Raw genomic sequence first — 26,025 nt, 5'->3', positions numbered from 1 at the left:
GGGCCCATTTCGTATATTTGAACCCTACAAAAAAAGAAATGCTATGAGCATAAAAAGAATAACAGTGTTCTGCGGTTCCAGCTTCGGTACCGATGCGGCCTTTGAAAAACAAGCTTTCGGCCTAGGAGAAGCTATGGCAAAACACGGCTACGAACTGGTCTACGGAGATGCCAATGTAGGACTCATGGGTGCCGTAGCCGACGGCGTTCTAGGGCAGGGCGGAAAAGCCTACGGAATCCTGCCGTATTTCTTGAAAGACAAAGAAATAGCACACCAAGGACTGACGGAACTGCTTCTTGTAGAAAGCATGCACGAAAGAAAGACCAAGATGAACGAGCTCTGCGACGGCGTGATTGTCCTGCCGGGCGGCTTTGGTACCCTCGAAGAATTTTTTGAGATGCTCACTTGGGCCCAGCTCGGACTCCATAAAAAACCGATAGGCATACTGAACGTGGCGGGATTTTATGACCTGCTGCTCGAGTTTGTCTCCAACATGACCCAGAAAGGCTTTTTAAAGCCCATCAATGAGCAGATGATTCTTGTGAGCGATGATGCCGAAACACTTTTCCAAAAAATGGAAGCCTATAAAGCTCCCGAAGTAGGAAAATGGATTCCTAAAGGAAACGAGTAATCATGCCCAAAACCTCTTAGAACCCAGACAAGACACCCCGCCAAAATCAAAAATCCAAAATCAAAAATGATCCTACAAAAACACAACACCAATACCCAGCAGCCCGTATATGTCACAGCAGTATTCGCTATCCTGCTGCTGTTTTCCAATACCCTTTTCGGGCAGGCAGAAATACCCAAGCTTACGATCACGCCCTTGACGGATGACTTTTACGTCTATACGACCTACAAAGACCTCGACGGCAAGCCCTTTCCATCCAACAGCATGTATGTGGTGTCGGACAAAGGCGTTATCTTGATCGATACCCCTTGGGACGAATCCGACTTTCAGCCGCTATTAGACAGCATCTACAAAAGGCACCAGAAAAAAGTAGTGCTCTGCATTGCTACGCACTTTCATGACGACAGTTCGGCAGGGCTTGACTATTATAAAAAGCACGGCATCCCGACCTATACATCCAAGCTGACACATGAGCTGTCCGTTCAAGAGGGCAATGCCAAGGCAGCCTACCATTTTGAAAAGGACACCGTCTTTACTGTCGGGAATAAGAAATTTGAGACTTTTTATCCAGGTGCAGGCCATACTCAGGACAATATTGTTGTTTGGTTCGAAAAGGAAAAAGTACTGTATGGCGGATGCCTTATAAAAAGTACTGAAAACAATGATCTCGGATATACTGGCGATGCCGACATCGATGCTTGGGAAGGAACCATGAAAAAGCTAATCAACAAATACCCGAAGCCGAGCTATGTGATACCCGGACATTTTGCTTGGGACAGTCCCAAGGCACTGCAGCATACCCTAAAGCTCGTCAAGAAAAAACGGTAAGCAAAAGAAGTCACAGCAATCTGCGCTGCTATAAGAACAGCCAGTTTATGGTCGCATTTTCCTGCAGCGATATCGACTTAAAGAACGCCTTCGGTGTCAGCCCCGTAAACGACTTGAAGTCCCTGATGAGGTGCGACTGGTCATAAAAAGAATTGTCATAGCTTAAGGTGGTCAGGTTCGTGCCCTCCATGTTCTTCGCCATCGTCTGCCGAAAGCGCTGCGTCTTCTTGAATTCCGACGGCGTCTTGCCGATATGGATGCTAAACTGCCTGCTGATATTCTGCCGGCTGGTATGGTATTTCTCCGCCAGCTGTTCTATGGCATAGTCTTTTGTTTTGTCTGTAAGGTCAGACAAGATATCCTGCAAGAGTTCGTGCTCAAATCCCAAAAACTTTGACAGCCAATAGTTTTCGATGCTGTTCCGCTGTTCGTCCAGGCTCTCTTCGGCCAATACCGACTTCATCGCGGCCTCATAATCCTCGAACGGCAGAAACGAACGGAACGAATCTCCCAGATACTGCTGCAGCGGCTTTTCGATAAAAGCATTCAGTCCCAGCGGCTTAAAATAGAACGTAATCTCTCGGATACGCCCTTCGTAGCGGATCTTGATAGGCTTCTCGTAATGGCAGATAAGCTGCGAGGTAAAATCGCCCCCTGTTTTTTCTTCAATAAGCACGCTATTACCAGCCAAGGTCAGCTGCGTATCCTGCAGCAGCGATACGATGCTGAAATTGTTCGGAAACGTCAGGTATTCTACCGCAGGCTCGTCCCTTTCCTTTTCCAAGAAATAATATCCCTCAAGGTATCGGGCAAGAAGCTTGCTTTTCGGCGTGAAGTACTGTAATTGCATTTGGCGAAGTTCTGTTTTTATCTGATACGGATGCAGGCCATTATGATTTGTTTAACGGCCTATTCATAATTTCTCAGTGCTTTTTTCAGCTTTTCCCTGATGCGCTGTCTCAGGCTTTCCGGTGCCAAGACCTCGATGCCTTCGCCAAAGCCCAGCAGCAGCCTTTCGAACTCATAATTAACCTTGAGCCTCAGGCAGAAGACGATGCTTCCGTCTTCCCGCTGCTCTTCAATGGTCTGCGATGGATGAAACGGCTTGGTCAGTACATAAGGCGCATTATCGGCATCGACCCAAAGGCTGATTTTTCGAGCGTTGAGTCCTTGGTTGACCGTGACCCCGATGATGTCTTTGTAAAAATCTTCGGCATCAAAGTTTTCTTCGATATACGGAAGGTTAAAATCAAAATCAACAGCAACAATACGGTCTAAGGCAAGATTGACCACAGGCAGCGATGCTTTTTTCTTGCCGATCAAAAACCAGCGGTTGTTGAATTCTTTGAGCACAAACGGGTGAAAGGCAAACTGCTGCGGCTCTTTGGATTTGAACGACTGGTAGGTGAGCAGCACGACCACCTTTTTTATGATGGCCTGGTATAGCGTATCCAAAAAATGCAGTCCTTTCAAGTTCTCGTTCTTGTCGAGGTAGATGACCGGCTTGGTATGCGATTTCTCGGCATAGATCTTATCTTCGAGCCGCTGCAAGATGTCGGACACATCGCTAAAAAGAGAAAAGTCCTTGAACTGCTTGAGCATAGAAACCGTCTCCGTCAGCACGTTGATGTCCGTTTCTGTCAAGGGAATATCGGTAATCGTATACTCCTCGTCCTCATAGCGGTAATACTTCTTGTCATAGACCACTATGGGCGCATTATAGCCCAGCTTTTCGCTGCGCATAAGCTGGATGTCGAGCTGGGTCGTTCTCTTGCTCACGGAGTTTTCCTTGCCCTCATATTCAAACAAGGCATCAGAGCAAGCCTCCATCAGGTCTTCCAAAGTCCATTTCCGGTAGTGGTTCTGCAGGCACTTGTCAATCGTCTTATACCGGATAAGCGCATTTTTGTTTTGAGACATTTTTTCTTAGCTTTAAGATACAGCACAGGCAGGCTCGATAAAGCCTTACAGCCAAAAATAGAAATTCTTTTTTACTGCGCAAAATAATTGCGTACTTTGATTTCAGCTTTGTACCATCAAAAAACAAAAGACATGAAAACACCAATCAACGGTACAGACCTCCTAGAATTAGGATACCCGCAAGGAAGCATCATCGGGACGGCCTTAAAGATAAATAAAAAGAGAAATGGACTTACCAAAGAGCAGATGCTCGACTACTATAAAAAAGTGCTTGAAGCTCCAGAAAACTATATAGACGATGCGCTTTTCGGAAAGCTGGCCACGGCACTGATCGAAAAAGCAAATGAAAAGCCAGAAGATTTTATATCGCTAAACCCACAGCCAAAGGCATTTTCGTCTTACGGACTCGACCATATTGAAGAAGGCGCTATCCAGCAGATGAAGGTAGCGATGCAGCTGCCCGTTACGGCTGCCGGTGCCCTGATGCCCGATGCGCACCAAGGCTACGGACTGCCTATTGGAGGCGTACTGGCGACCCGAAATGCCATCATTCCGTATGGAGTAGGCGTGGATATTGGATGCCGTATGGCGCTGTCGGTATACGATATTCCAGAAGATTTCTATTACCAGAACGAAGACAAATTCAAGAGAGAGCTGATAGCCCATTCTAAATTTGGAGCCGGACACGGTTTCCACGGACAGTACAAATCGGACCATGCGGTATTGGAAAGCCCAAATTTTGAGACCAACCCGTTTATCAAGAACCTGAAAGACAAAGCCTGGTCGCAGCTGGGTTCGTCTGGTGGAGGAAACCACTTTGTCGAATTCGGAATCTTGGAATTTGCAGCCGATGATGCAGTACTGAACATTCCCAAAGGAAAATACGTCGCGCTGCTGACGCATTCCGGTTCCAGAGGTTTTGGCGCTACGGTTGCCGGACATTATACAAAGATCGCCAAAGAAGTTTGCCGACTGCCAGAAGTGGCACGAAACCTGGCGTATCTGGATATGGATTCTGAACTGGGCCAAGAATACTGGATTGCCATGAACCTGGCGGGCGATTATGCTTCTGCCTGCCACGAGATTATCCATAACAAGATGCAGCAGGCGCTGGGCGCTACGGTCTTGGCGAAGGTCGAAAACCACCATAATTTTGCATGGAAAGAAGTCTGGAACGGAGAAGAAGTCATCGTACATCGAAAAGGAGCCACTCCAGCCAGAAAGGGCGTGATGGGAATCATACCCGGAAGCATGACCGCGCCTGGGTTTCTGGTGCGAGGGAAAGGAGAAGAAAATGCCATCAACTCGGCTTCGCACGGTGCCGGACGACAGATGAGCCGTACCAAAGCCATCAAGACGATTACCAAAAACGAGATGCAGGGTATCTTAAAACACCATGGCGTGACCCTAATTGGTGCCGGACTAGACGAAGCGCCTATGGCCTATAAAGACATCAACCAGGTCATGGCCGCGCAGCAAGAACTGGTAGACGTGGTCGCCAAGTTTACGCCCAAGATGGTGCGAATGGCCGATGACGGAAGCCGAGAAGATTAACTTTAGGAATAGTATGAAAAATCTGTACAACAAAGGAAGATACCGCAACCGCGAACATGCAAAGCATCTGCGGCCATTTTTAAAGAAGCTTGGCAACCGAAAATGGCGCATGCAAGCTTCTTTATACATCCAAAATCAGCTTAAAGATCTGAATTAAGGCTAGTCTTTTATTCCTTTACGAACTTCCCGCTCCAATGCCCTTGGTCGGTAGAAAGCACAATCTGGTACATTCCGGCCGCCAAGCTAGCGATATCGATATCCGTTATATTTTGGGCAGTGCTGTACACGGCCTGTCCCAGCAAATTAGTTATCGTTATTTTTCGTATCGGTCCGTCTTGGCTGTCTGGCAGTTTCAGGTGCAGCAGGTTCTTCGCAGGATTCGGATACAGTACCAGCTGGCTGTTCTTGCCATTGTCTGGCACAGACAAGGCAGGCGAGAGCGGCCCATCCTGTGTCTTGGCGTACAGCCCGATAGTCCCCATCTTTGAAAGCTTGAACTCCACGAAAGCAATGCCGTTTTCAGAACCCGAATTGAACGGAACGATCTTTTCGGCACCCGGTAGCGCATAGGCAGCGGCAGACAAGCCAGCCACCACGCCCGCAGCCGTAGTCGTGCTAGACAAGAACCATCCCGCATCTACGATTTCTCCCGCAGGAGGCGTATTGATGACGAGATTGGTATATTCTGCTGTCGAATAATAGACCCTAACGATGACGCCCCCATTGGCGGTATGGTTTCCGGCATCGATAACCGTTACCAGACGGTTGCTGACTCTGGCGCTGTTCGTGCCGTTGCTGATCTGGTAGTAGCCGCTGGAAGAAGCGATTCCCGCCGGAAGCGCACCGATACTGTTATGGTTGATGGATACGCCAGACGGTGCCAGGCTATTGCCGTTCGGGTTAAGCGTCAGCATCTTTCGGGCACGGTTCGACGGATTCGACCAGTCGTAATTGCAGCCCGCATAAGTCAAGGTCACAGACGTGCCGGCCGTAGCCAGCAGCGGGGTAGAAGCCGCCAGCGACGTATCGCCCGAAATGTTCCATCCCTTTCCGCCGCTTGCAACCGGCAGGATCAGGTTGGCACGGGCAGCCGCGCCGTCATTGCAATAGTACATTCCCAAGGCTCCCATGGTAATGCCGTTTGGACCGTGCGTATTAAAGCCCACCAGTGTCGCGTCATAATTGGCGACGTTCATGCCGCAGTTCTCTAAAAAGCCGCCGAAAAAGCTGCCCAAGATGACATTCGGATTCAAGTGTTCTCCCCAAGGGCCAAGGTTCTGGTTAAAAGCCGTAGCATCTTTAAGCAAGGAATCCATATAAAGTGCCGAGGAAATATCCCAGCTGCTGATGTCTTGGTTGAAAGATGTCGCCTGCAGGAATAGATTCAGCATGTTGATGACCGAAGAAACGTTCCAGCCGCTGATGTTCTGGTTAAAAGCCGCAGCCTGACGGAACATGGCGTTCATGTTGGTAACAGCGCTGACATTCCACCCGCCGATATTCTGGTTAAAGGCGGTCGCGCCAGAAAACAGGGTAGACATGTCGGTCACCGCAGCCGTATTCCAGCTGCCAATATTTTGGTTAAAGGCCGTTGCTTCGTTAAACATGCCGCTTAGGGTAGTCACGGCTCCCGTATTCCAACCCCCGATAGGCTGGTTGAAGGCCGTCGCACCAGTAAACATGCTGCGCATAGTGGTCACGGCTCCCGTATTCCAACTGCCGATATTCTGGTTGAAGGCAGAAGCTTGCGAAAATGCGCTATCCATATTTGTGACATTTGCCGTATTCCAGTTCCCGATAGGCTGGTTAAAGGCCATGGCTGCATAAAAAAGATAATCCATGGTGGTTAGGGCACCCGTATTCCAGCTCCCGATTGGCTGGTTGAATGCAGTGACATTGGCCAGCATATTGCTCATGTTGGTCACCGCAGCCGTGTTCCAGCCGCCGATATTTTGGTTAAAAACAGAAGCCCCGCTAAAGAGGTAGCTCATGTCGGTAACCGAAGCCGTATTCCAGCTGCCGATATTGGCAGGGCCGTTCAAGGCCGTACAAAACTGGAACATATGGCTCATAGAGGTCACTCCCGCAAGCACGGGCACGTCGGTAGCCGTGATATTTAGCGTGGTACAGCCATAAAAAGCATTGCTAAAGCTGCTCCAGGCAATAGTGCCCCACTGCGTGATGTTTTTTATTTTGGTCTTGTCGCCCGCATTGTTAAAATGGATGCGCGGAAAAGCACCCGTAATCTTGACCTGATAGGCCGTATTTATAGCCAATCCCGTAAAAGAAGCATTGCCCGTTACGTTGGTCAGGGTGGTGAGGATGACGGCCGGAGTATCCAGCCGCGCTAGGGTAGCCGTATAATTATAGCCCGTTCCGGTAGTCGGAACCGTGATAGTAGTCGAAGCGCCCGTGTTCCATTCGGTGATGAACTGCCCGAAGCTCTGTAAAGAACAGAGCAGCAGGCCTGCAAAGAATAGTAGTTTTATCTTCATGGTCGGTTTGTTATTCTGGGTTGGTTTGATAGCCTATAAGGTTGATACGAAGCTAATTTGTATGGAAATTATTCCTTGACAAATTTGCCGTTCCAGTCGCCTTTGTCCGTTGTCAACAACAACTGGTAGAGTCCCGTTTTTAAGAAGCTGATCTCTATAGCCGGACTGTTATAAGCGCCGCTATAGACGAGCTGCCCCAGCATATTGGTGATCGAAATGTGCTGTATGGCAAAATCGGCCGCTTCCGGAAGCTTTAGGTTTAAGACATTCGCGGCAGGATTAGGATACAGCTTGATGGCATTTTTAAGGCCGATAGCCTCGTCCAGCCCTAGGCAGCCGTCAACCGTAAGCTGCAAAGGCATAGTCACGGTAGTGCCGCAGGCGTTGGTCATGGTGCAGGTATAGATGCCGCTGTCGGCCAGCGTAAGGCTGGCAATATTGAGTATTCCGGTAGTCTGCAAGGGCAGCACCGTAGAGCCTTTTCTCCATACGTAGCTTGCGGCGTTGGTATTGTGCACGTCGAACACGAACGGGTTGTTCTGGCAGACGATAAACGAGGCCGTATCAAAGAATCGGTACGACGGCTTGCGGCAGATCTCGATAAGGTCTTTTAGTTCAGACGTATTGCTGGCAATCATCTTGCGGATGACCGTATTGTTGGTTAAGTCGAGCTTGAAAGTTCCTTGCGGACTGTTGCCATAGATAGCATTATCGCTCCCCTTTAGCACCGCGCCGTAGGGCGACCGGACCAGATCATCTGCAACATAAGAAAAAATATGAGGCATCGATAAGGATCCTGTGGCAAGATCGTATTCAAAGACCAGCCCGTCTGCGTTGGCAAGAGCGCTGTTGTTGTTTCCGCCCAAGGTACCGTAGAGCTTGTTGTCTGCGCTCTTGGCGAGCGGGCTTGGGTTGGCCCCGTTGACTGCATAGTCGAAATCAAACTTTTTGGCCATGGTAGCGCCGGCTATCGTAAATTCATAGAGCGTGCCGCTTCCGAGCGGAGCCACGCCTTGAGGGCCTATATGTGCGCCGCCCAGAGCCGTGCCGTAAAGTTTTCCGGCGGCGCCTTCTACCAATCCGCTCTCATACATAGGATACATGATATCAGAGCCGCCCACGCCAAAGACATAGACCTTGACGAGCTGTCCCGTAGCAAGGTTGAGCCTGTAGATGCCGCCCGGATAGGGAATATTTTGCGTAGAAGGCGCCATAGACGTGACGCCGTAGAGATTTCCGTCGGAAGCCTTCATCATTCCTGCTATCAGTTTCGGGTACTGGTTGCTGCCGTTGTATATAAAGGGAGGCAGGGTAGCCACGATGCTGAACTGCTCTGAATCGATAACGTACTTGAACACCGAACTGCCGCCGTTGGTCACGCCATACAGCACACCCGGAAGCGGCTCGATTACGGCATGCATGGCGTTGACAAGACCGCTATAAAGAAGCTTGTAGCGGTCGGTCGTAAGGTCGTACTCAAACAAGACGCCCGAAGGCACTCCCGGTGCGGGAACGGTAGTCTCGTAGCTCGTAACACCGTATAATTTTCCGTTAGACGCCTGAAACAGCTTGCCTCTCGGATACCGTCCTGTCAGTCCCGTAGGATCAAAAGAGTACACCGTTTCCGGTTCAGTATCGGTTCCTGCAAGAGGAGTCTTGATAATCTGGCCGTCATTGCTGCCGGGCATACCGATTGAAGTCATTCGGTAGCCCCAAAGTTCTTTTTGGCTATAGGCTGAGGAAAATACAAACAGCAGGCCCGCTGTCCAGAGGGTAATTTTTTTCATAAGCATTGCTCGTGTTGGTCGGTTTTGTGGTATGGGTGGCGCTCTTTTTGTACTGCAACCGCCTTGTTTGGGGCATACGGTCTGTGTGGCAGATTCTGATTTGAGGGGCGGTAGACGGCAGGCAGCAGCTTGGTTATAAGGCCACTACTGCAAACTTAGGCTAATAAATTAAATATTGCGTTTTGTAATTGATAATTTTTATCAGGAAGTAGCTTCTCCGGCGCAGGCAACAGCCTGAACCACCCTCCCAGTCTTGTCCAGACCGTTTTTAATAGGCTGGAATCCTGTTTTGTAAGGAAGGTGGCAGGGCAGTATATAAATAAATTTGTTTATAGGGAGCTATCGTTTCTTTTTTTGGCTTGTTTTTGATAAAAATAGGCGTTTTTTTAGGGTTTATCCCAGTGTTGTTGCGGTCTTGTTCGGGTCTTGTTCGGAAAAAGATGTTTTTTTGCGAAGGTCACCCGAACAAGACCCGAACGAGACCCGAACAAAGCCCCTAAAATTTTGCTCAAAAAGAGGTTGTTTTTTTGAGTGTATTTGCGATTGTTTTTTTGTTAAATTTGAGAAATTATGGACGATAATAAATGAAATTATTTATAAATTAGCAATGGTAGATTGTAATTTTGTCGGGTTATTTCGATGAAATAAAAGTACTGGTTGTATTCGTTGGTGCTTGAGAAGCTAAAGGGGTATAGAAAGTTTTTCTGTTTTTAGCTTATTGAAGCCGTGGCAATGGATGGTGAAGAAAAGGATTTGAGCCTTTTTCTTTCTGTATTTTTTGATAATGATTTCGAAGTGCTGTACTTATCTTATAAGCTGCCTTGCCAGAACGAATGTAAGGTTAAAACCGTATTCGTGCCGTAAATGCGCTATAGAAATAGTCTTTTCCTGCTCCGGCTTCTTTGAGAAAGGCACCGCTGTCAAACCAGGCGCCTTCGAGCGTAAGGCTCAAAAAAGGGCTGGGCGTATAATCGATAGTGGCAGCGAGCTGGGAGCCGATAAAACTTTTGGTCGTGTTTTGTCCGGAATAGAGCAGCTGCATGTTGGGAGCATAGAGCCCATCGTTGGTACTCCAGCGCCAGAATAGGTCATAATCGATACCGAGGCTCCACGAATTGCTTATTTCTAGCTCTAAAGAGGGATGAATGTCAAACAAGTTGGCTGGCCCGATGAGTGCTACCAAGCCAAAGTAGGCGCCCCGGGGATATAGCGGATTGAATGTCTGTATTTTGTTGTCGTTGCTGGTCTTGTCTCCTGATATGATTTCGGACTTTAGTCCGAATACGGGCTTGAATTTTAGGCTTGCGGCTTTATAGCTGATGTTGGAAGATAAGGTCCAAGCCGATACGGTAGCCTGCGACAGTTTTCCAAATTGGTAAACGGCTTCGATATCATATTTCCAACGGTTGCTGTTTTTCCATACCCGAAAGCCTAAAGAATGGCGGGTTTCTTCTCCTGAAGCGGCATCATATTCGGCTCGTTTTTTCCATACGCCTAAGTAGTACAGGTCGATATTGTTTAAGAATTTCAAGTTGTTGATTACGGTATAGCTTCCCCATAAAAGAGCCTTTTTATTGAAAGGGTCATTAAATGTCCCTGGCTTGTTGGCAACGGGGTGGGCATAGAACAGATCGCTTTGAAACTGGTCTTGCTTATACAGCAATTTGGCGGCATCCATAGCGATGCGGCTGTTGGGACCTTCGCGTACGCCAATCAACCTTTGTGAGCCATAGAGGAGTTCTTGCCTGCCTGCCCGAATATTGAGCTTGCTTTTTTCATCGCTTAAAACGACAGCTTCTATAAATGCTTGATGCAGGTCTAGGGTGTTGTGGTCGACCGGACTGGGATTGTCTATGCCATAAGCCAGGCTGCTTTGCAATTGAATAAAAGTTCTGAATCGGCCAGACTTTAGGTCGGCATGAAGCAGGTAGCGCGACAGCAGGTAACCATCGGGAGCATCTGAAAAGTCACCCCATCCATTGTTTTTGGTATAGATGTACTGCTCCCGTATTTCTCCTCCGAACGAAAGGTAGTGCTTTTTATTTCCAAGGGGCAGGTATTTAATCTTTTCGTAGGTACTTGGAAGGGTGTCTTCTTCCAGATAGCTAAAGTCATCATCATACCTTAGCGGTTTGAAGTCGGCTTGGGTTTGAGCCGTCATGGAGGCGGCAAGCCCAAAGGTTAAAAGCAAATAAACGATTCGGTTCATATCATGCTAGTCTTTTTATTTTTTGGCTGAGGAAGTAATCGGCTGAATATCTGCCGCTGCCCAAAAATACGATTAGGAGCAGCGAAATGCTGTACATGTATGGAACATCGCTTACGGATAAAGGGTCGTGGGCATGCACTATAAAATATCCGGTCAGCGTTACGGCCAAGGCAGGCAAGGCAGCGAGCCTTGTGAGAAAACCAAAAATAAGCAGTACCGGCAGGTAAACATTTGCGGCAATAGCAATGCCGTCATTGAGCGCCGATGGGAATCCTAGTGGATTAGGAATGGCTTCTGCGTTTTCAACACCAATGCCTAGTTTTTTTAGTCCGTGTACGGCTATAAGTTGTACTGCTAAGGCTGTCCTGAAAAAAAGCATCGCGAGATTATAGAACGGATTTTTCAGATCGGACGCTATGACGTGGTAGGCTGCTTTTTTCATGGCTTAGTTTTTTTGGTATCCTCCATAATAGTTTACTGGACTCCACTCAGGGATGGCTTTAGGCTGAGGGGCGGCATAGTTTCGGTATTCTTCGTTGGCATACACTACTTTGCCATTTACGATAGTGAGCTTGGATTCGATGTTGAGTATCTTGTCTTCTGATGTTGTAAAATAGTCGTCTGAAAGGAGTATGAAATCAGCCAGATAGTTTTCTTTGAGTATGCCTCTGTCTTTATCGAGGTTGATGAGCGTGGCACTTCCTTGGGTAAACAGTTTCAAGGCTGTTGTCCTGTCAAGTATATTTTCTTCGCTCATGTATTTTAAGCCGCCTAGTGTTTTTCCGGTCGAAAGCCAATATAGCCCTACCCATGGATTGTAGCTCGCTACTCGAGTACCGTCTGTACCCATACCGACTTTAATACCCATTTCCATCATTTTTTTGACAGGTACGGTATTGGCGGCGGCTTTTTTTCCGTAACGCTTGATAAAGTTCTCTCCTTGATAGGCCATTCGATGCTGTATGGCGATACCGCCTTGTAACGTTTTGATTCGCTGCAGGTTTTCTGTAGATACGGTTTCGGCATGGTCAAAAAACCACAGCAGTCCGTCAAGGGGTGTTTCTTGGTTTATTTCTTCGATGACATTTAAGAATCGGGTGATGCTTTCATTATAGGTAGCGTGTATCCTGAACGGCCATCTATTTTTTATCAGCAGTGACAGCACTGCTTTTAGCTGGCCTTCCATGGCAGGACTTAATTCGGGTCTTGGCTTGTCGAAATTTTCAAAATCGCCTGCGCTCATTACCAGATTTTCTCCGCCGCCTTGCACATGGTATTCCATTTTTGGCATTTTTCCGAAGCGCTTGGCTCCGTCTGAAGGGACATCACATCCGTCGCCAATTTCTACAGAGCTGATCCACTTGGTGTAATCGGCAAGCTCGTTGCCTGCTTTTTGGGCAAACAGATAGTAGGGCATGCGTACGGTCAGGGCGTTTTCTTCGCAAAGCTTTGTGGTGATGCCATAGTCATCAGGGTAGTTTTGAAATCCGCCTCCGGCATCCATAATGGCGGTTACGCCCAGCCTGTTCATTTCACTCATGAACAGCTTTGTAGAATTGACTTTTTCTTCATTGCTCAATTCAGGAAGTTTGGAAAGGGTAGCGTAAAGGATGTAGGCGTTGGGTTCGGCAATGAGCATTCCGGTTGGGTTGCCGTTGGTATCTTTTTCAATCAGTCCTCCGCTAGGATTTGGGGTGTCGGCATCTATCTTTAATGCTGCAATACCCGCTTTGTTGAGGTAGGCATGTCCGTATAGGTGGAGTATGAAAGCAGGCACATTGCCTGTAGCTTCATTGATTTCGTCTAGCGTTGGAAGTCTTTTTTCTTCAAACTGGTAGGCATTCCAACCTCCTACAACACGCACCCATTGTCCAGAAGGAGTTCGTTCTGCTTGTTCTTTTAGCATCGACAATGCTTTTTTGAGGGAGCGTACGCCGTCCCATCGAAGTTCGGTATTATAGAATCTTCCACCGCGGATGATATGCATGTGGGAGTCAAATAAGCCGGGTATGATGGTACTGCCCTTGGCATCTATCAGGGTCGTATTTTTGGCTTTAAGCTTCAGGATTTCGCTATTGGTACCTGTCTTGATGATTTTTCCATCGGCTACTGCTATTGCTTGCTTGACCGAGTTGTTGTGGTCTAGGGTGTGTATTTTGGCATTGTGGACAATAAGCGTAGGGCCATTTTGTGCGATGCCCTGCATTGTAGCGAGCAGAAAGTATGTGTAAAGTAGTAGTGTAAAATTTTTCATGTTTGGAAGAGCTAAGGTTAGTAAAAGAGAAAAAGAGGGCCGTACCGAGGCACGGCCCATTTTTGTTAATTAATGTTTCAGCATTTCGTGTGCATATAGTACGCCTATGCCATAAGCACCTCCGTATTTCTTAACCAAGTCGGTAACGGCTTTGTACGTTTCTTGACGTGCCCAGTCGCGTTGCAGTTCTAAAAGGTATTGCAAAGAAGTGATTGGTTTTGCTCCTGCTTGTACCATTCGGGTTACGGCCATTTCATGTGCTTCTTTAGAAACGTCGCCGCTGGCATCGGTAATTACATACACGTCATAGCCTTCGCTGATGGCAGAAAGTGTAGGACCAACGATACAAACACTTGTCCATAATCCTGCAAAAACCAGTTTTTTCTTGCCTTTTCCTACAATGGCTTTGTGTGCATTGGCATCTTCCCAAGTATTCATTGTGGTACGGTCTATATAATTAGAGGTTTTTTGCGGATAAAATTGTTCTATTTCTGGAAAGACCGGACCGCTGAATGATTTTTCGGCTACCGTAGTAACAACAGTTGGTACATTGAAGATTTTTGATGCGCCAGCTACTAATGCAGTATTATTGCGTAATTGGTCGATAGGGTGGCTTGCTACCGCAAAGGCCATTTGGCTTTCATGGTCAACCAATATTAGGGCATGGTTGGATGGGTTTAATAGTTCTGTACTTGGTTTTTGAGCAAAAGCTGTTAAAGTAGCAAAAAGTAATGATGCTGTTAAGAGAATTGTTTTCATGATGTTTAAAGATTTAAGATTATTATTGATTAAATTTTTTGTTTATTCCTTTTTTGATTCATTATTGTTTTAATTTCTGTTACAAATTTATATCCTTGTCAACAGCGATGCATTGAACTAGGACAAGAAAATACATTTGGATGTTTTTTTATGCTTTATAAAATAGTTTAAGGTAATTAAAATTGGTTTAGTTATTTGATTATCAGTATCTTGCTTTTATATTTAAAAATAAACAGATAATACAATGCGGCTGTAGATAGCAAGATAGGCAGGGGTCAGCTTGCTGCTTTTCTGGTTAGGGCTGATGAAAAAGGGATAAGATAGAAAGAGGCATTTATATAAAAAGAGAACATCTTATGGAATTAATCGTGTTTTTTGGATCTGTTTGCGGCAGCAGGCTTATGGTTTTGATAGAGAATTGTATGGAAAGCCATAAAATATTTGTGTACGATAATGGGGCTTTTTGGATACCTAGCTTGACGCGATTCATTTAGAATAGGTTGCTTGATTTTGAAACGACAGGAGCGGGACTTATCGTTTATTTAAAAAAATCAATTACATTTGCCCTCGAAATGGAAAATAGATACCAACATAGCACACCGTCTTTTGGACCAATAAGCGATCGTCATGAAGCAAAACTTCTGGCGGGACGTCATGGATGTGGTAGGTATCGTAAAGATTTCAATCAGGATTTGTAACTGGTAATCTGAAACTATATAACAAAAGCGTCCCGACATCGGGGCGCTTTTTTTGTTTTCACTCTATTTGGAAACGAATGGGAACGAGCAAGAACGGTTTTAGAGAAGAAATAAAAAGCAAAAAAGAACAGAAATGATATAAAAACAAGCACCGTAGCAAATACGGCCTAAAAAAAAGCAAAAAAATGTTTCATGCCTAGTATAAAAAAACGAAAATAAGACTTGGAAGCTAACCAAATGAGAGACAGTCATTTGAATATTGTAAGGATATCTGTTGTATAACGGACAGGATTTTCTATGCGCAAACATAAGTATAACTAACTGATTATCAATAAAATAAATTTAAAAATAATTTGGAGGTTTGATTTTTTTGACTTTATCTTTGCCGAAGAAATTTTAGAATTGGGAATTAGAAATTACGAATTACAAATGAAGACAATGAATTCACTATATAAAAACACAGAAGCGATGGCTATTTATTTTAGATCACATAACGGGCAGCCGTCTAGCCCGAGTCTCGATCGCAGATTTTATAAGATACAGGTGTATGATCATTACAGGCTGATAGGATAAGCATATCCTGCCCTATGATTTGAAGCACCTTTAACGAGGTGCTTTTTTTATGCCCAAAAGGAGAGTAGGCAAATAGTGGTTTATTGTAACCGACTGCTAATCGGTTTTGTTCAAAAGGCAATGAGAGTTCGATTCTCTTGCTCTCCGCAATGGCCTTGTAGCTCAACAGAATAGAGCATCTGCCTACGAAGCAGCAGGTTACTGGTTTGAATCCAGTCGAGGCCACACGAGTTCTAGAAAGGAACTGGCTCATTGGGGTTACTGGCTAACCTTCCCGACTGTCTCTCGGGAGAAACGGGTTCGATCCCCGTATGAGCCGCGAATGGTGCTTTTAGTTTATTTGGTAAAACCTCAGATTGTGGTTCTGAAGAACAGGGTTCGATTCCCGAAAGCACCCTAAAACTGGGAAGATAACGGAGGTTGTTTGTCCGCCTTGGACGCGGGAGGCCGCAGGTTCGAATCCTGCTTCTCAGACAAAGTAAGGAAGTACGCCAAAGTTGGAGGGTTGGGGCAGACTGTAAATCTGTTGTTTAAGTACGGAGTAGGTTCGATTCCTACTACTTCCACCAAAATGCAGGAATGGCGGAATGGCATACGCGGCAGATTTAGGATCTGTTTTTTGAGAGTTCGAGTCTCTCTTCCTGTACGAAAAGGAACAGTGGTGTATGTGGTATGCACGGTAGTTTGAAGCACTAGAGGTATTCGTTCGACTCGAATCTGTTCCGCAGTGTTTAATTTAAAAAGAATGAGAATCATGAGACAAGACATTTTAAAAAGGTTTTTGACCAATACGGATGAGACGGGCCGCTTCTTGATGAAGTCGCGGCTGACAGGTATTGTTTATTTTGTCGAGCCGATCTATAACGGGAAGACGCCCGAATGGGGCGACGTGGATCCGGCGACAAAAAAGCTGACGGGCAGTTATGGTTCTAAATATACTGGAGCCGTCACTAAAAAAGAATCGCTGATAACAGAAGAAAACGGCTTCGTGAATATAGGCTATTTCAAAGGAAGTCCCTTTGGGGCAATCGAACAGAGAGACCGAGAGCACCAGAAAAAAATGGGGCTTTTATAATTTAATTCACTGCGCAAAATAATTGCGCAGTGGTTTTAAAATCTTTGTAGAGGAATAAGACAAGTTCATTGAAACAACAATATCAAACAAGTCCTGTTGCGTGTTTCTGTATGGCACCATTGTAGAGAACTTTGCCGAAAAGCATCATGTTTTTCTATGCAACTTGATTTGGAGGCTTGGGTGGTTTGCCAAATAACCATCACCACTCTATGTGTTGTGGGTTCGAATCCCGCTCTGCATTAGGCAGATAGTTCAATTAGGTAGAACAATAGAAGTTACGCAGGTTCGAATCCTGCACCGAGCTCGTTTCGGTTTGACAGCGGTTGTCGCCTTCGCAGACTATCAATCTGTAAGCAAGAGTCGCATTGCTCTTTAAAATAATGCCACCAAAGAGAAGGAGCCTGTCTCTATCAGCAATTCCCGTATGCAATGTCTGGGTTTTTGCACTTTTGACAGGACCTGCGAGCATGGAAGCGTCTTTTGGACTATTGGTTTTTCTTTCTGGCTTGACAAAAGATTTCATTTGCTGGATTTCTTTTGGAAATGGACAGAAACAGATCCTGATTAAAAAAAGACCGACCAGCGCTCCCGTTTTTGAAGAAGGATGGAGAAGGTTCGTTTTCTTATTTATGTTGAATTTAAAAAGTATAAAAATGATTAGAAAAGTACGTATTAATGCCTACCAAGTAGGTCTGGTATTTGAAAATAGAAAATTAGTAGGTGTCTTGGAAGAAGGCACTGCATGGGTATTCGGAAACAAAGAGGTAATGGTTTTTGAAAAGAAACAAACCTTCGTGGCTCCAGTAGAACTGAACCTTTTGTTGCAGAATGAAGCCTTGGCTTCGTTGCTAGAAGTTGTTGAGATTGCCGATACCGAAATTGCCTTGTATTTTGTAAACGGTATCTTTAAAGAAGTCTTGGTCACTGGAAGGTATGCTTTCTGGAAAGGCTATGTCAAAAACGAATTCGTAAAGGCAGACTTGTCAAAAACAGAGATTACCGAACAGATTCCGACTGCTTTATTGGAAACGGCCAAGTTGAAAATGTATGTAAGGCGCTTTCAGGTAGCCAGCTATGAAAAAGGATTGTTGTTTGTCAACGGTTCTTTTGTCAAGGAATTGACAGCAGGCGCTTATTACTTTTGGAACAATGCCATTTCTGTTGAAGTGAAGACTATCGACGCAAGGCAGCAGCAATTGGAAATCTCAGGACAAGAATTGCTGACTAAAGACAAGGCTGGGTTGAGAATCAACTTTTTTGTGAGGTACCAAGTTGCGGATATCTACAAGGCTTTGGTTGATAACAAGGATTTTGAAAAGCAATTGTACGTTTTAATGCAATTGGCCTTGAGGGCTTTTATCGGAAGCCTGACATTGGATGAATTGCTAAACAGGAAAGATACGATTGCCAAAGAAATCTTGGAAAACGTGGAAGCAAAAATCAAGGATTTGGGTTTAACGATTTCTGATGCAGGTATCCGAGACGTTATCTTGCCTGGCGATATGAAGGAAATCATGAACCAGGTGCTTGTAGCCGAGAAAAAAGCACAGGCGAACAGCATCATGAGGCGTGAAGAAACGGCTTCGACCAGAAGCTTGCTGAATACGGCAAAATTGATGGAAGAAAACGAAATGTTGTGGAAATTGAAAGAGATGGAATATGTTGAGAAAATCGCAGATAGGATTGGTGAAATCACCATTTCTAGCGGTGGCAACGTCATCACTCAGTTAAAGGACATTTTCCTTAAATAAAAAGCAGCCATGGATTCATTGAATCTGTGGCTGTTTTGTTATGGCTTATTTACAGTGGAAAATTAGCGACAGTATCGTATAAAAAAGACGAAACCACAAGCAGGATGTTTGTGGTTTCGTCTTTTATGCGTCTTTATAGATCTTGTCGTATAGGTCTTGGTATTTTTCCTTGACGTTCTTACGTTTCAGTTTTAGGGTAGGAGTGAGCTCTCCGCCATCAATAGACCAGACGTCTGGAGTCAGCTCAAAGCGCTTGATCATTTCCCAGTGTCCGAATTTTTTGTTGATATCGTCTACTTCTTCTTGGAAGCGTTTTTTGACTTCTTCGTTGGCAACAATCTCTTTATTTGTGCTTCCGATTGAGAGTCCTTTTTTAGAAGCCCATTGTTTTACGAAATCAAAATCAGGCTGGATAAAGGCGCCAGGCATCTTTTCGCCATCGCCAATGACCATAATTTCGCCAATAAAACGGGATTGCTTCATGGCATTTTCTATGAGCTGCGGCGCGATATATTTTCCGCCAGATGTCTTGAACATTTCTTTTTTCCTGTCGGTAATCTTTAGGAAGCCGTCTTTATCAATAAGGCCGATATCGCCTGTATGAAAATAACCGTCAACGATAACTTCGCTGGTAAGTTTTTCATCTTTATAATAGCCCATCATTACGTTCGGACCTTTGCACAAGATTTCTCCATCTTCGGCAATTTTTATCTCTACATTATCGATGATTTTCCCAGCAGTACCAATCTTGAAGCCTCCATTGCGTGTATCATTTACTGATATTACGGGTGATGTTTCTGTCAAGCCATATCCTTCCATTACATAGATTTCTGCTGCTGCAAATACGCGTGCCAACCGCGGTTGTAGTGCGGCACTTCCGTTTACTATTAGATCTAATTTTCCGCCCAATCCGGCTTTCCATTTACTGAAAATAAGTTTTCTAGCAATCATTAATTGAAATCCGTACCACCAACCATTTGCATTGTCTGGTTCGTATTTTAAACCAACAGAAATCGCCCAGAAGAACAGTTTCTTTTTAATTCCGGTCAGTTCAGAACCTTTGGCAATAATTTTTTCATATACCTTTTCGATAAGCCTCGGAACGCCGGTCATTACGTTTGGCTGCACTTCTTTTACATTGTCAGAAATCTTTTCGATCGATTCGCCAAAATAAATAGCAACTCCATAATATTGATAGATATAGGTTACCATCCGTTCATAAATATGACAGATAGGCAAGAAGCTGAGCGCTTTACTTTTTCCTGCTTCAAACGGAATTCTACTGGCAGAATCTAATACGTTAGAAACTATATTATTGTGCGAAAGCATTACTCCTTTAGGTTTTCCGGTTGTTCCAGAGGTATAAATTATGGTAGCAAGTTCAAGTGGTTTTACGTTGTTTTTTCGTTCTTCTACTTCACTTTGATTGCTTGTATCTTTTCCTAAGTCTAATAGCTCCGTCCAATTTTTACAACCTTCAATCTGATTAAAAGAATAGATTCCTTTTAATTTCGGAACATTATTCTTGATCGCATTTAGCTTGCCCAATACCACATCGTCTGAAACAAAACAATAACTTGCTTCGGAGTGGTTTAAAATGTATTCATAGTCTGTTTCAGAAATAGTCGGGTAGATAGGAACATTTTGCGCTCCGGTCTGCAGAATTCCAATGTCTAGAATATGCCATTCTGTTCTGTTATTGGAAGAGATGACAGCAATTTTGTCATTTTTCTGTATTCCCATTCTCAAAAGCGCCCTCGATATGGCATTGGCTTTTGAAATATATTCATCAGTAGATGTCTTGACCCATTCGCCATCGTGTTTCGTAACTAATGAATCAGGAATGCTATATTTTTCTTGCTGATGATATGGAAAATCAAACAGTCTAGTAATTGAAGCCATTTTATTGAAGATTAAATTCCCTGCAAAATAGGAAATTATTAATAAATCAGCAATGTTTTTATCATTTCGTAAATTAAGATTTTCCAGGCTTTAGAATAGACAAAATGCTTAAGATTTTTTTTTCTGAATCAGATACATGTCTCCTAGAAAAGTAATCGTTATTCCAAAGGTATAAGCAAGTAGGTCGCTCCATAAAAAGCCTTGTCCTAAAACCAAACGACCTAAAACAGTATGCCTGATTTCATTAATCCAATCTGCTTGATAGAGTTGTAAAGTCTCGATGCTATAACATACTAGCAACGAAATAAAGGCTGTCTTTTGCAGTTTGGTTTTCAGGAAAAGAAATCGGATTAAGAAATAGACCATTATGGAATACAATATATCGCCTACAACTAAGGGTAGAATCTCCGTTTTTCGGGACAAGATACCCAAAGCAATTATGCTAATACAAAGTAAAAAGTAGAGAATTCTATTGTTTCTCATAGATGGAAAGAAGTATGGGATTTTGACAAACATACTAATTTATACCCTATAAAAAGCGGTATTTTCACTCTAGAAAAAACAGGAAATGACCTTGAATGTATGTGAATAGCTGTATCTACTTTTGACTTATGATTAATGCGTAAGCCGAAAAGCAAAAGAGTAGGCAACAACTAAAACTTACTATTATGGGAATGTTATTTTATTTAGCGATGGGATGGTGCGGAACAAAATTTCCAGGCTGGTGGCGTTTTCCGGTGCCTCCACATCCGGATCCTGAACCTTGGAGAGACTTTTCGATTTTATCAGTAATCGGAATCATTGCAGGCGTAGCCGGCGGTGCCTTATTTAACAATCAAATATCACAGAATGCATTATTTGCAGGACAGGAAATGATTGCTTCCGGGATGTTCGCTTTTGCAGCTTCAGGTATTGTGACAGGTATTGGTGCTGTTATGATGAAAGGGAAACGATAGAAAAAAATCCTTTCTAAATTTTAGAAAGGATTTTTTTTATTTGAAGATGAAAAAAGTACCAATAATAAAGAGGGCTATTTCTAATAATAATAAAATGTCAAAAGCAATTACTCTCAAGATTATATTTAATTTGGTGTACATCAAATGAAAAGCATTGTAGTAAGCAAAGCTAATATACAGCAATAAGGCTATTGGAGTTATTTTATCAATGATATAAGCAACTGTTGAGAAATCTTCTAAAAAGCCTAAAAAGGAAAGAAATATGCTAAATGTACTGATTAGCATTACGCCTAAAAAAGTCATTCCAGAAACTATAAAATGCTCACTCAGATTTAATTTCTTTCTCCGAAAAAGGATAAAGCTAGTCAAGGCAAAAAGAGGAATCAGGGAAAGAATTAATATTTTAGCATAATCGGATAAAAAATCGCCTGATTTAAGGTCTTTATTTAGCTTTATTTCGTGTAGTTCAGGATAATATTTTAATTCAAGATGGTCGTAATAATTTGCTAAAAAAATATTAAGTCCGACCAATAAAACGGTTAGGTAGAATACATTATAATACTTAATTCGTTTTCCGCTAATATAATCCAAAGCAGCTTTTCCTGGTCGTGTGAAGGCCTCTTTAACCGTAAAGAAGATACCTTTCTCAAAATGCCATACCCCATGCAAAATGTCATGGAAAATAAAATGTTTAAAATTGATTCTGTGTGTATCGGTTTTTTGGCCACAGTTAGAGCAATAATTCTTCTCAATAGGTTCCTGACAATTTAAACAATAGGGGCTTTCCATAAATAATAAGGTTTAAGTCTTGCTAAAATAGGAAAAGGCTTCCATTTTCTGAAAGCCTTTTCTTAAATAGTTAAAAATAATCTATTTTTTATTCTCTACCCATTTTCTCGCATTCACAAAAGCTTCATGCCAAGGTGAAACTTCGTCATTTCTGCCTTCTGGATAATTCGCCCAGTTCCATTGGAAAGTTGAACGCTCGATATGAGGCATCATCGCCAAGTGTCTTCCAGTTTTGTCGCACATCATGGCAATGTTGAAGAAAGAACCATTTGGGTTGGCCGGATAATTTTCGTAGCCATATTTTCCAACCACATTATATTTGTCTTCTGTGTAAGGCAAGTCGAATTTCCCTTCTCCATGAGAAATCCAGACTCCTAAAGTGCTTCCCGCCAAAGTGTTTAGCATCACAGAGTTATTTTCTAAAACGGTTACTGAGGTAAATGCGCTTTCGTGTTTGTGAGAATCGTTATGTCTTAATTTTCCATGAACTTCATGTTCTGGATTGATCAATTCCAATTCCATAAACAATTGTGCTCCGTTGCAAATTCCGACAGACAAAGTATCTTCTCTTTTGAAGAAATTATCCAAAGCTGTTTTTGCTTTTTCGTTGTATAAAAAAGCACCAGCCCAACCTTTTGCAGAGCCCAAAACATCAGAATTAGAGAAACCTCCAACTGCTCCGATAAATTGAATATCTTCTAAAGTTTCACGGCCAGAAATCAAATCGGTCATGTGGACGTCTTTTACATCAAAACCAGCTAGATACATAGCATTGGCCATTTCTCGCTCTGAATTACTTCCTTTTTCACGGATAATCGCCGCTTTTGGTCTTGGCCTAGAAAAATCAATTTCTGGTTTCTTTCCTGTAAAGTGACTTGGGAATTCAAAACGTAAAGGCTGGTTTTTGAAATTATCAAAACGTTCCTTCGCTTTTAATTCTCCCGATTGTTTTTTGTCTAATAAATACGAAGTTTTGTACCAAGTATCTCTAGCTTCTGCTACATTAACCGAAAGGTTTTTATCTCCGTTTTTAATGGTAACGGTATCGCCTTCTTTTACTTTTCCGATATTGAAGAACGTTACATTATTGTCATTAAAAACCGTTTCAACGGAAGCATCCGCTTGAAAAACAATTCCGATATTTTCTGAAAATAATACTTTTATAGTATCGCTTTCGCGTAAGGAACTCAAGTCGTAATCAGCGGCCAAATTTACATCAGCAAAACACATTTCTAATAAAGTGGTAATTAAGCCACCGCTTCCGATATCATGTCCCGCTTGGATTTTATCGGCTTTAATCAAATCTTGAACTACGTTGAACGCCGTCTTGAAGTTCGTTGCATTTTTAATCGTAGGAACTTCGTTTCCAATCTTATTCAAAACCTGTGCAAAAGACGAACCTCCTAATTTGAAATCGTCTTCTGAAAGATTAATATAGTAAATGTTACCGCCGTTTTTCTTTAAAACCGGTTCTACCACCTTTTGAATATCTATACAGTTTCCGCCTGCAGAAATAATTACAGTTCCAGGAGCAATTACATCTCCATCAGGATATTTCTGTTTCATGGATAGCGAATCTTTTCCTGTGGGAATGTTGATTCCCAACTCAATAGCGAAATCGGAACAACCTTGAACGGCTTCATACAAACGAGCGTCTTCGCCTTCATTTTTGCAAGCCCACATCCAGTTGGCAGAAAGCGAAATGCCTTTCAATCCGTCTTTGATTGGGGCCCAGATAATGTTTGACAATGCTTCAGCAATTGCGGTTCGGCTTCCTGCAGCAGGATCAATCAAAGAGGCGATAGGCGAGTGGCCCACAGTCGTGGCAACACCTTCTTTTCCTAAATAATCCAACGCCATAACGCCGACATTATTCAAAGGCAACTGCAACGGTCCAGCACATTGTTGTTTGGCTACTTTTCCGCCTACGCAGCGATCCACTTTATTTGTCAGCCAGTCTTTACAAGCGACGGCTTCCAATTGCAACACTTGGTCAAGATACTTTTTGAAGCTTTCTTGAGTATAGTCTAAATCATTATATTTTCTATCGATTGAAGTATCGGTCATCACGACTTTTGGAGAACTTCCGAACATGTCTTCCAAAGCAAAATCCATCGGTTTGGCACCTGTAGTTTTTGATTCAAAAGTAAAACGGTGATTACCCGTGACATCCCCAACTTGGTACATTGGTGAGCGTTCACGATCGGCAATTTTTTGTAAAGTTTCGATATCTTTTTGGCCGATAACCAATCCCATCCTTTCTTGTGATTCGTTTCCGATGATTTCTTTGGCAGAAAGCGTCGGGTCGCCAACTGGTAATTTATCCAAATCAATCAAGCCGCCTGTTTCTTCCACCAATTCAGAAAGACAGTTCAAATGTCCGCCAGCACCGTGATCGTGAATAGAAACAATCGGATTGTTGTCGCTTTCTACCAATCCACGGATGGCATTGGCAGCACGTTTTTGCATTTCAGGATTAGAACGCTGGATTGCATTCAATTCAATTCCAGAACTGAAAGCACCCGTATCTGCTGAAGAAACTGCAGCACCGCCCATTCCGATTCTATAATTTTCTCCGCCTAAAATAACGACTTTGTCGCCTTCTTTTGGTTTTTGTTTGATGGCTTGGCTTTCTTTACCATAGCCAATTCCTCCGGCAAGCATGATTACTTTATCGTAACCTAATTTTCTGTCTTCAGCTCTGACAGGGTTTGAAGTCTCGACGCTGACAGGGTTTGAAACCCTGTCAGAGTTAGTGTCTGTAGTTTTTTCTTCATGTTCGAAAGTCAAAACGGAACCTGTAATCAAAGGCTGTCCGAATTTATTTCCGAAATCAGAAGCTCCATTTGAAGCTTTGATTAAAATATCCATCGGGGTTTGATACAGCCATTTTCTTTCGTTCATTGCTTCTTCCCAAGGACGATTTTCTTCCAAACGGGAATAGGATGTCATATAAACAGCAGTTCCAGCCAATGGCAACGAACCTTGTCCGCCTGCTAAACGATCGCGAATTTCTCCACCAGAACCTGTTGCAGCTCCATTGAAAGGCTCCACCGTTGTTGGGAAATTATGTGTTTCTGCTTTAAGTGAAATCACAGAATCAAAATCTTTTGTTTCGTAGAAGTCAGGCTTGTCTGCTGATTTTGGAGCGAATTGTTGCACTTTTGGACCTTTGATAAAAGCCACATTGTCTTTATAAGCTGAAACAATATCGTTTGGATTTTCAGAAGATGTCTTCTTGATCAATTTGAATAGGGAAGAAGGTTTTTCTTCTCCGTCAATGACGAAAGTTCCATTGAAAATCTTGTGGCGGCAGTGTTCTGAATTGACTTGAGAGAATCCAAAGACTTCAGAATCGGTTAGTTTTCTGCCTAGTTTTTTTGATAAATTATCTAAGTATTCAACTTCTTCTTTGCTCAAAGCCAAACCTTCTTTTGCATTAAAAGCGGCAATATCTTCAATTTCAAGGATAGGTTCTGGTTGAATATTTATGGTATAAATGTCTTGATTTAATTCAGGATATTTCTGAGAAAGCATCGGGTCAAAACCAGAAAAAGCTTCGGTTACTTTTTGAAATTCTTCAATTCTGATGATGCCTTCAATAGCCATGTTTTGGGTAATTTCAACAGCATTTGTACTCCACGGAGTAATCATTGCGGCACGAGGGCCAACAAAAAAATCCGCTAGGACGGATTTTTCTATTTTATGAGTGTTGCCAAAAAGCCAGTTTAGTTTTGAAATGTCTTGCGCAGAAAGCTCGTTTTGCGTCTGTACTGCAAAAACGGTATTGCTTTCGTTTCCGAAGAAATGAATCATTGTTTTTATTTTAGTTGTTGTTGTGGTG

Annotated in this window: 20 protein-coding genes and 8 tRNA genes; 15 read left to right on the top strand and 13 right to left on the bottom strand. The window is 43.5% G+C overall.

Going from position 1 to position 26,025, the window contains the following annotated elements:
* The first annotated feature begins 43 nt into the window (after positions 1-43).
* Together GGR22_RS00700 and bla are read left to right on the top strand one after the other, a co-directional pair.
* On the top strand, positions 44-631 hold the full coding sequence (locus GGR22_RS00700; RefSeq protein ID WP_220477614.1) for an LOG family protein: 588 nt from the start codon (positions 44-46) through the stop codon (positions 629-631).
* Positions 632-697: 66 nt separating this feature from the next.
* On the top strand, positions 698-1,459 hold the full coding sequence (bla, locus tag GGR22_RS00695) for a BlaB/IND/MUS family subclass B1 metallo-beta-lactamase (RefSeq protein ID WP_182492176.1): 762 nt from the start codon (positions 698-700) through the stop codon (positions 1,457-1,459).
* A 28-nt stretch (positions 1,460-1,487) separates the two neighbouring features.
* On the opposite strand, the gene GGR22_RS00690 is transcribed toward bla, so the two are convergent.
* Entirely contained in the window at positions 1,488-2,309 is an 822-nt protein-coding gene (locus GGR22_RS00690) for a helix-turn-helix domain-containing protein (RefSeq protein ID WP_182492175.1), read from the bottom strand.
* Between the two features lie 59 nt (positions 2,310-2,368).
* A complete protein-coding gene (locus tag GGR22_RS00685; protein WP_182492174.1) occupies positions 2,369-3,379 on the bottom strand; it encodes a helix-turn-helix transcriptional regulator in 1,011 nt (336 codons plus the stop codon).
* 132 nt (positions 3,380-3,511) lie between these two features.
* On the opposite strand from GGR22_RS00685, the gene GGR22_RS00680 reads away from it, so the two are divergent.
* A complete protein-coding gene (locus GGR22_RS00680) occupies positions 3,512-4,933 on the top strand; it encodes an RtcB family protein (protein ID WP_182492173.1) in 1,422 nt (473 codons plus the stop codon).
* 13 nt (positions 4,934-4,946) lie between these two features.
* Complete coding sequence (locus GGR22_RS00675) at positions 4,947-5,090, top strand: hypothetical protein (RefSeq protein WP_182492172.1); 144 nt, start codon at positions 4,947-4,949, stop codon at positions 5,088-5,090.
* 10 nt (positions 5,091-5,100) lie between these two features.
* Here the strand turns inward: GGR22_RS00675 and GGR22_RS00670 are convergent, their stop codons facing one another.
* From GGR22_RS00670 to GGR22_RS00645, 6 genes are all read right to left on the bottom strand, one after another.
* Positions 5,101-7,428 (bottom strand): BspA family leucine-rich repeat surface protein, encoded by a 2,328-nt coding sequence (locus GGR22_RS00670; protein ID WP_182492171.1) that lies wholly within the window; start codon positions 7,426-7,428, stop codon positions 5,101-5,103.
* A gap of 68 nt (positions 7,429-7,496) precedes the next feature.
* Positions 7,497-9,215 (bottom strand): T9SS type A sorting domain-containing protein, encoded by a 1,719-nt coding sequence (locus GGR22_RS00665; protein ID WP_182492170.1) that lies wholly within the window; start codon positions 9,213-9,215, stop codon positions 7,497-7,499.
* A gap of 841 nt (positions 9,216-10,056) precedes the next feature.
* A complete protein-coding gene (locus GGR22_RS00660) occupies positions 10,057-11,424 on the bottom strand; it encodes an alginate export family protein (protein ID WP_182492169.1) in 1,368 nt (455 codons plus the stop codon).
* A gap of 1 nt (position 11,425) precedes the next feature.
* Positions 11,426-11,866: a DoxX family protein gene (locus GGR22_RS00655; protein ID WP_182492168.1), complete on the bottom strand. Its 441-nt coding sequence runs from the start codon at positions 11,864-11,866 to the stop codon at positions 11,426-11,428.
* Between the two features lie 3 nt (positions 11,867-11,869).
* Entirely contained in the window at positions 11,870-13,678 is a 1,809-nt protein-coding gene (locus tag GGR22_RS00650; RefSeq protein ID WP_182492167.1) for an amidohydrolase, read from the bottom strand.
* Positions 13,679-13,747: 69 nt separating this feature from the next.
* Positions 13,748-14,437 carry a hydrolase gene (locus GGR22_RS00645; RefSeq protein WP_121374475.1) on the bottom strand — a complete coding sequence of 230 codons (690 nt, stop codon included), beginning with the start codon at positions 14,435-14,437 and terminating at the stop codon, positions 13,748-13,750.
* 1,330 nt (positions 14,438-15,767) lie between these two features.
* On the opposite strand from GGR22_RS00645, the gene GGR22_RS00640 reads away from it, so the two are divergent.
* The 9 genes from GGR22_RS00640 to GGR22_RS00600 all read left to right on the top strand — a co-directional run bounded on the left by GGR22_RS00640 (position 15,768) and on the right by GGR22_RS00600 (position 16,783).
* Positions 15,768-15,855, top strand: a tRNA-Ser gene (locus GGR22_RS00640).
* Between the two features lie 4 nt (positions 15,856-15,859).
* Positions 15,860-15,933: transfer RNA gene (locus GGR22_RS00635), tRNA-Arg, on the top strand.
* A 21-nt stretch (positions 15,934-15,954) separates the two neighbouring features.
* Positions 15,955-16,027, top strand: a tRNA-Asp gene (locus tag GGR22_RS00630).
* 6 nt (positions 16,028-16,033) lie between these two features.
* Positions 16,034-16,104: transfer RNA gene (locus GGR22_RS00625), tRNA-His, on the top strand.
* Between the two features lie 6 nt (positions 16,105-16,110).
* Positions 16,111-16,182: transfer RNA gene (locus GGR22_RS00620), tRNA-Pro, on the top strand.
* Positions 16,183-16,190: 8 nt separating this feature from the next.
* Positions 16,191-16,277, top strand: a tRNA-Tyr gene (locus GGR22_RS00615).
* Positions 16,278-16,281: 4 nt separating this feature from the next.
* Positions 16,282-16,354 (top strand) — tRNA-Leu (locus GGR22_RS00610).
* A gap of 6 nt (positions 16,355-16,360) precedes the next feature.
* Positions 16,361-16,433 (top strand) — tRNA-Phe (locus tag GGR22_RS00605).
* A gap of 29 nt (positions 16,434-16,462) precedes the next feature.
* Entirely contained in the window at positions 16,463-16,783 is a 321-nt protein-coding gene (locus tag GGR22_RS00600; RefSeq protein WP_182492166.1) for a hypothetical protein, read from the top strand.
* Between the two features lie 256 nt (positions 16,784-17,039).
* Here the strand turns inward: GGR22_RS00600 and GGR22_RS00595 are convergent, their stop codons facing one another.
* Positions 17,040-17,306 carry a hypothetical protein gene (locus GGR22_RS00595; RefSeq protein ID WP_182492165.1) on the bottom strand — a complete coding sequence of 89 codons (267 nt, stop codon included), beginning with the start codon at positions 17,304-17,306 and terminating at the stop codon, positions 17,040-17,042.
* Positions 17,307-17,436: 130 nt separating this feature from the next.
* Here GGR22_RS00595 and GGR22_RS00590 point away from each other — a divergent pair, with 130 nt between their 5' ends.
* Entirely contained in the window at positions 17,437-18,534 is a 1,098-nt protein-coding gene (locus GGR22_RS00590; RefSeq protein ID WP_182492164.1) for a slipin family protein, read from the top strand.
* 123 nt (positions 18,535-18,657) lie between these two features.
* On the opposite strand, the gene GGR22_RS00585 is transcribed toward GGR22_RS00590, so the two are convergent.
* Together GGR22_RS00585 and GGR22_RS00580 are read right to left on the bottom strand one after the other, a co-directional pair.
* On the bottom strand, positions 18,658-20,436 hold the full coding sequence (locus GGR22_RS00585) for an AMP-dependent synthetase/ligase (protein ID WP_182492163.1): 1,779 nt from the start codon (positions 20,434-20,436) through the stop codon (positions 18,658-18,660).
* Between the two features lie 108 nt (positions 20,437-20,544).
* Positions 20,545-20,919: a ribosomal maturation YjgA family protein gene (locus GGR22_RS00580; protein WP_182492162.1), complete on the bottom strand. Its 375-nt coding sequence runs from the start codon at positions 20,917-20,919 to the stop codon at positions 20,545-20,547.
* A gap of 185 nt (positions 20,920-21,104) precedes the next feature.
* Between GGR22_RS00580 and GGR22_RS00575 the strand changes: the two genes are divergently transcribed.
* Positions 21,105-21,392, top strand: a complete 288-nt coding sequence (locus GGR22_RS00575) for a hypothetical protein (RefSeq protein ID WP_182492161.1) — start codon at positions 21,105-21,107, stop codon at positions 21,390-21,392.
* 36 nt (positions 21,393-21,428) lie between these two features.
* Here the strand turns inward: GGR22_RS00575 and GGR22_RS00570 are convergent, their stop codons facing one another.
* Together GGR22_RS00570 and purL are read right to left on the bottom strand one after the other, a co-directional pair.
* Positions 21,429-22,181, bottom strand: a complete 753-nt coding sequence (locus GGR22_RS00570; RefSeq protein WP_182492160.1) for a DUF3667 domain-containing protein — start codon at positions 22,179-22,181, stop codon at positions 21,429-21,431.
* Positions 22,182-22,262: 81 nt separating this feature from the next.
* Complete coding sequence (gene purL, locus GGR22_RS00565; RefSeq protein WP_182492159.1) at positions 22,263-25,997, bottom strand: phosphoribosylformylglycinamidine synthase; 3,735 nt, start codon at positions 25,995-25,997, stop codon at positions 22,263-22,265.
* Between the last annotated feature and the right edge of the window lie 28 nt (positions 25,998-26,025).

Origin of the sequence: Flavobacterium gossypii (assembly GCF_014138495.1) — a bacterium.
In the GTDB taxonomy this organism is placed as follows: domain Bacteria; phylum Bacteroidota; class Bacteroidia; order Flavobacteriales; family Flavobacteriaceae; genus Flavobacterium; species Flavobacterium endophyticum.
This window is presented reverse-complemented; position numbering and strand designations above follow the sequence as displayed.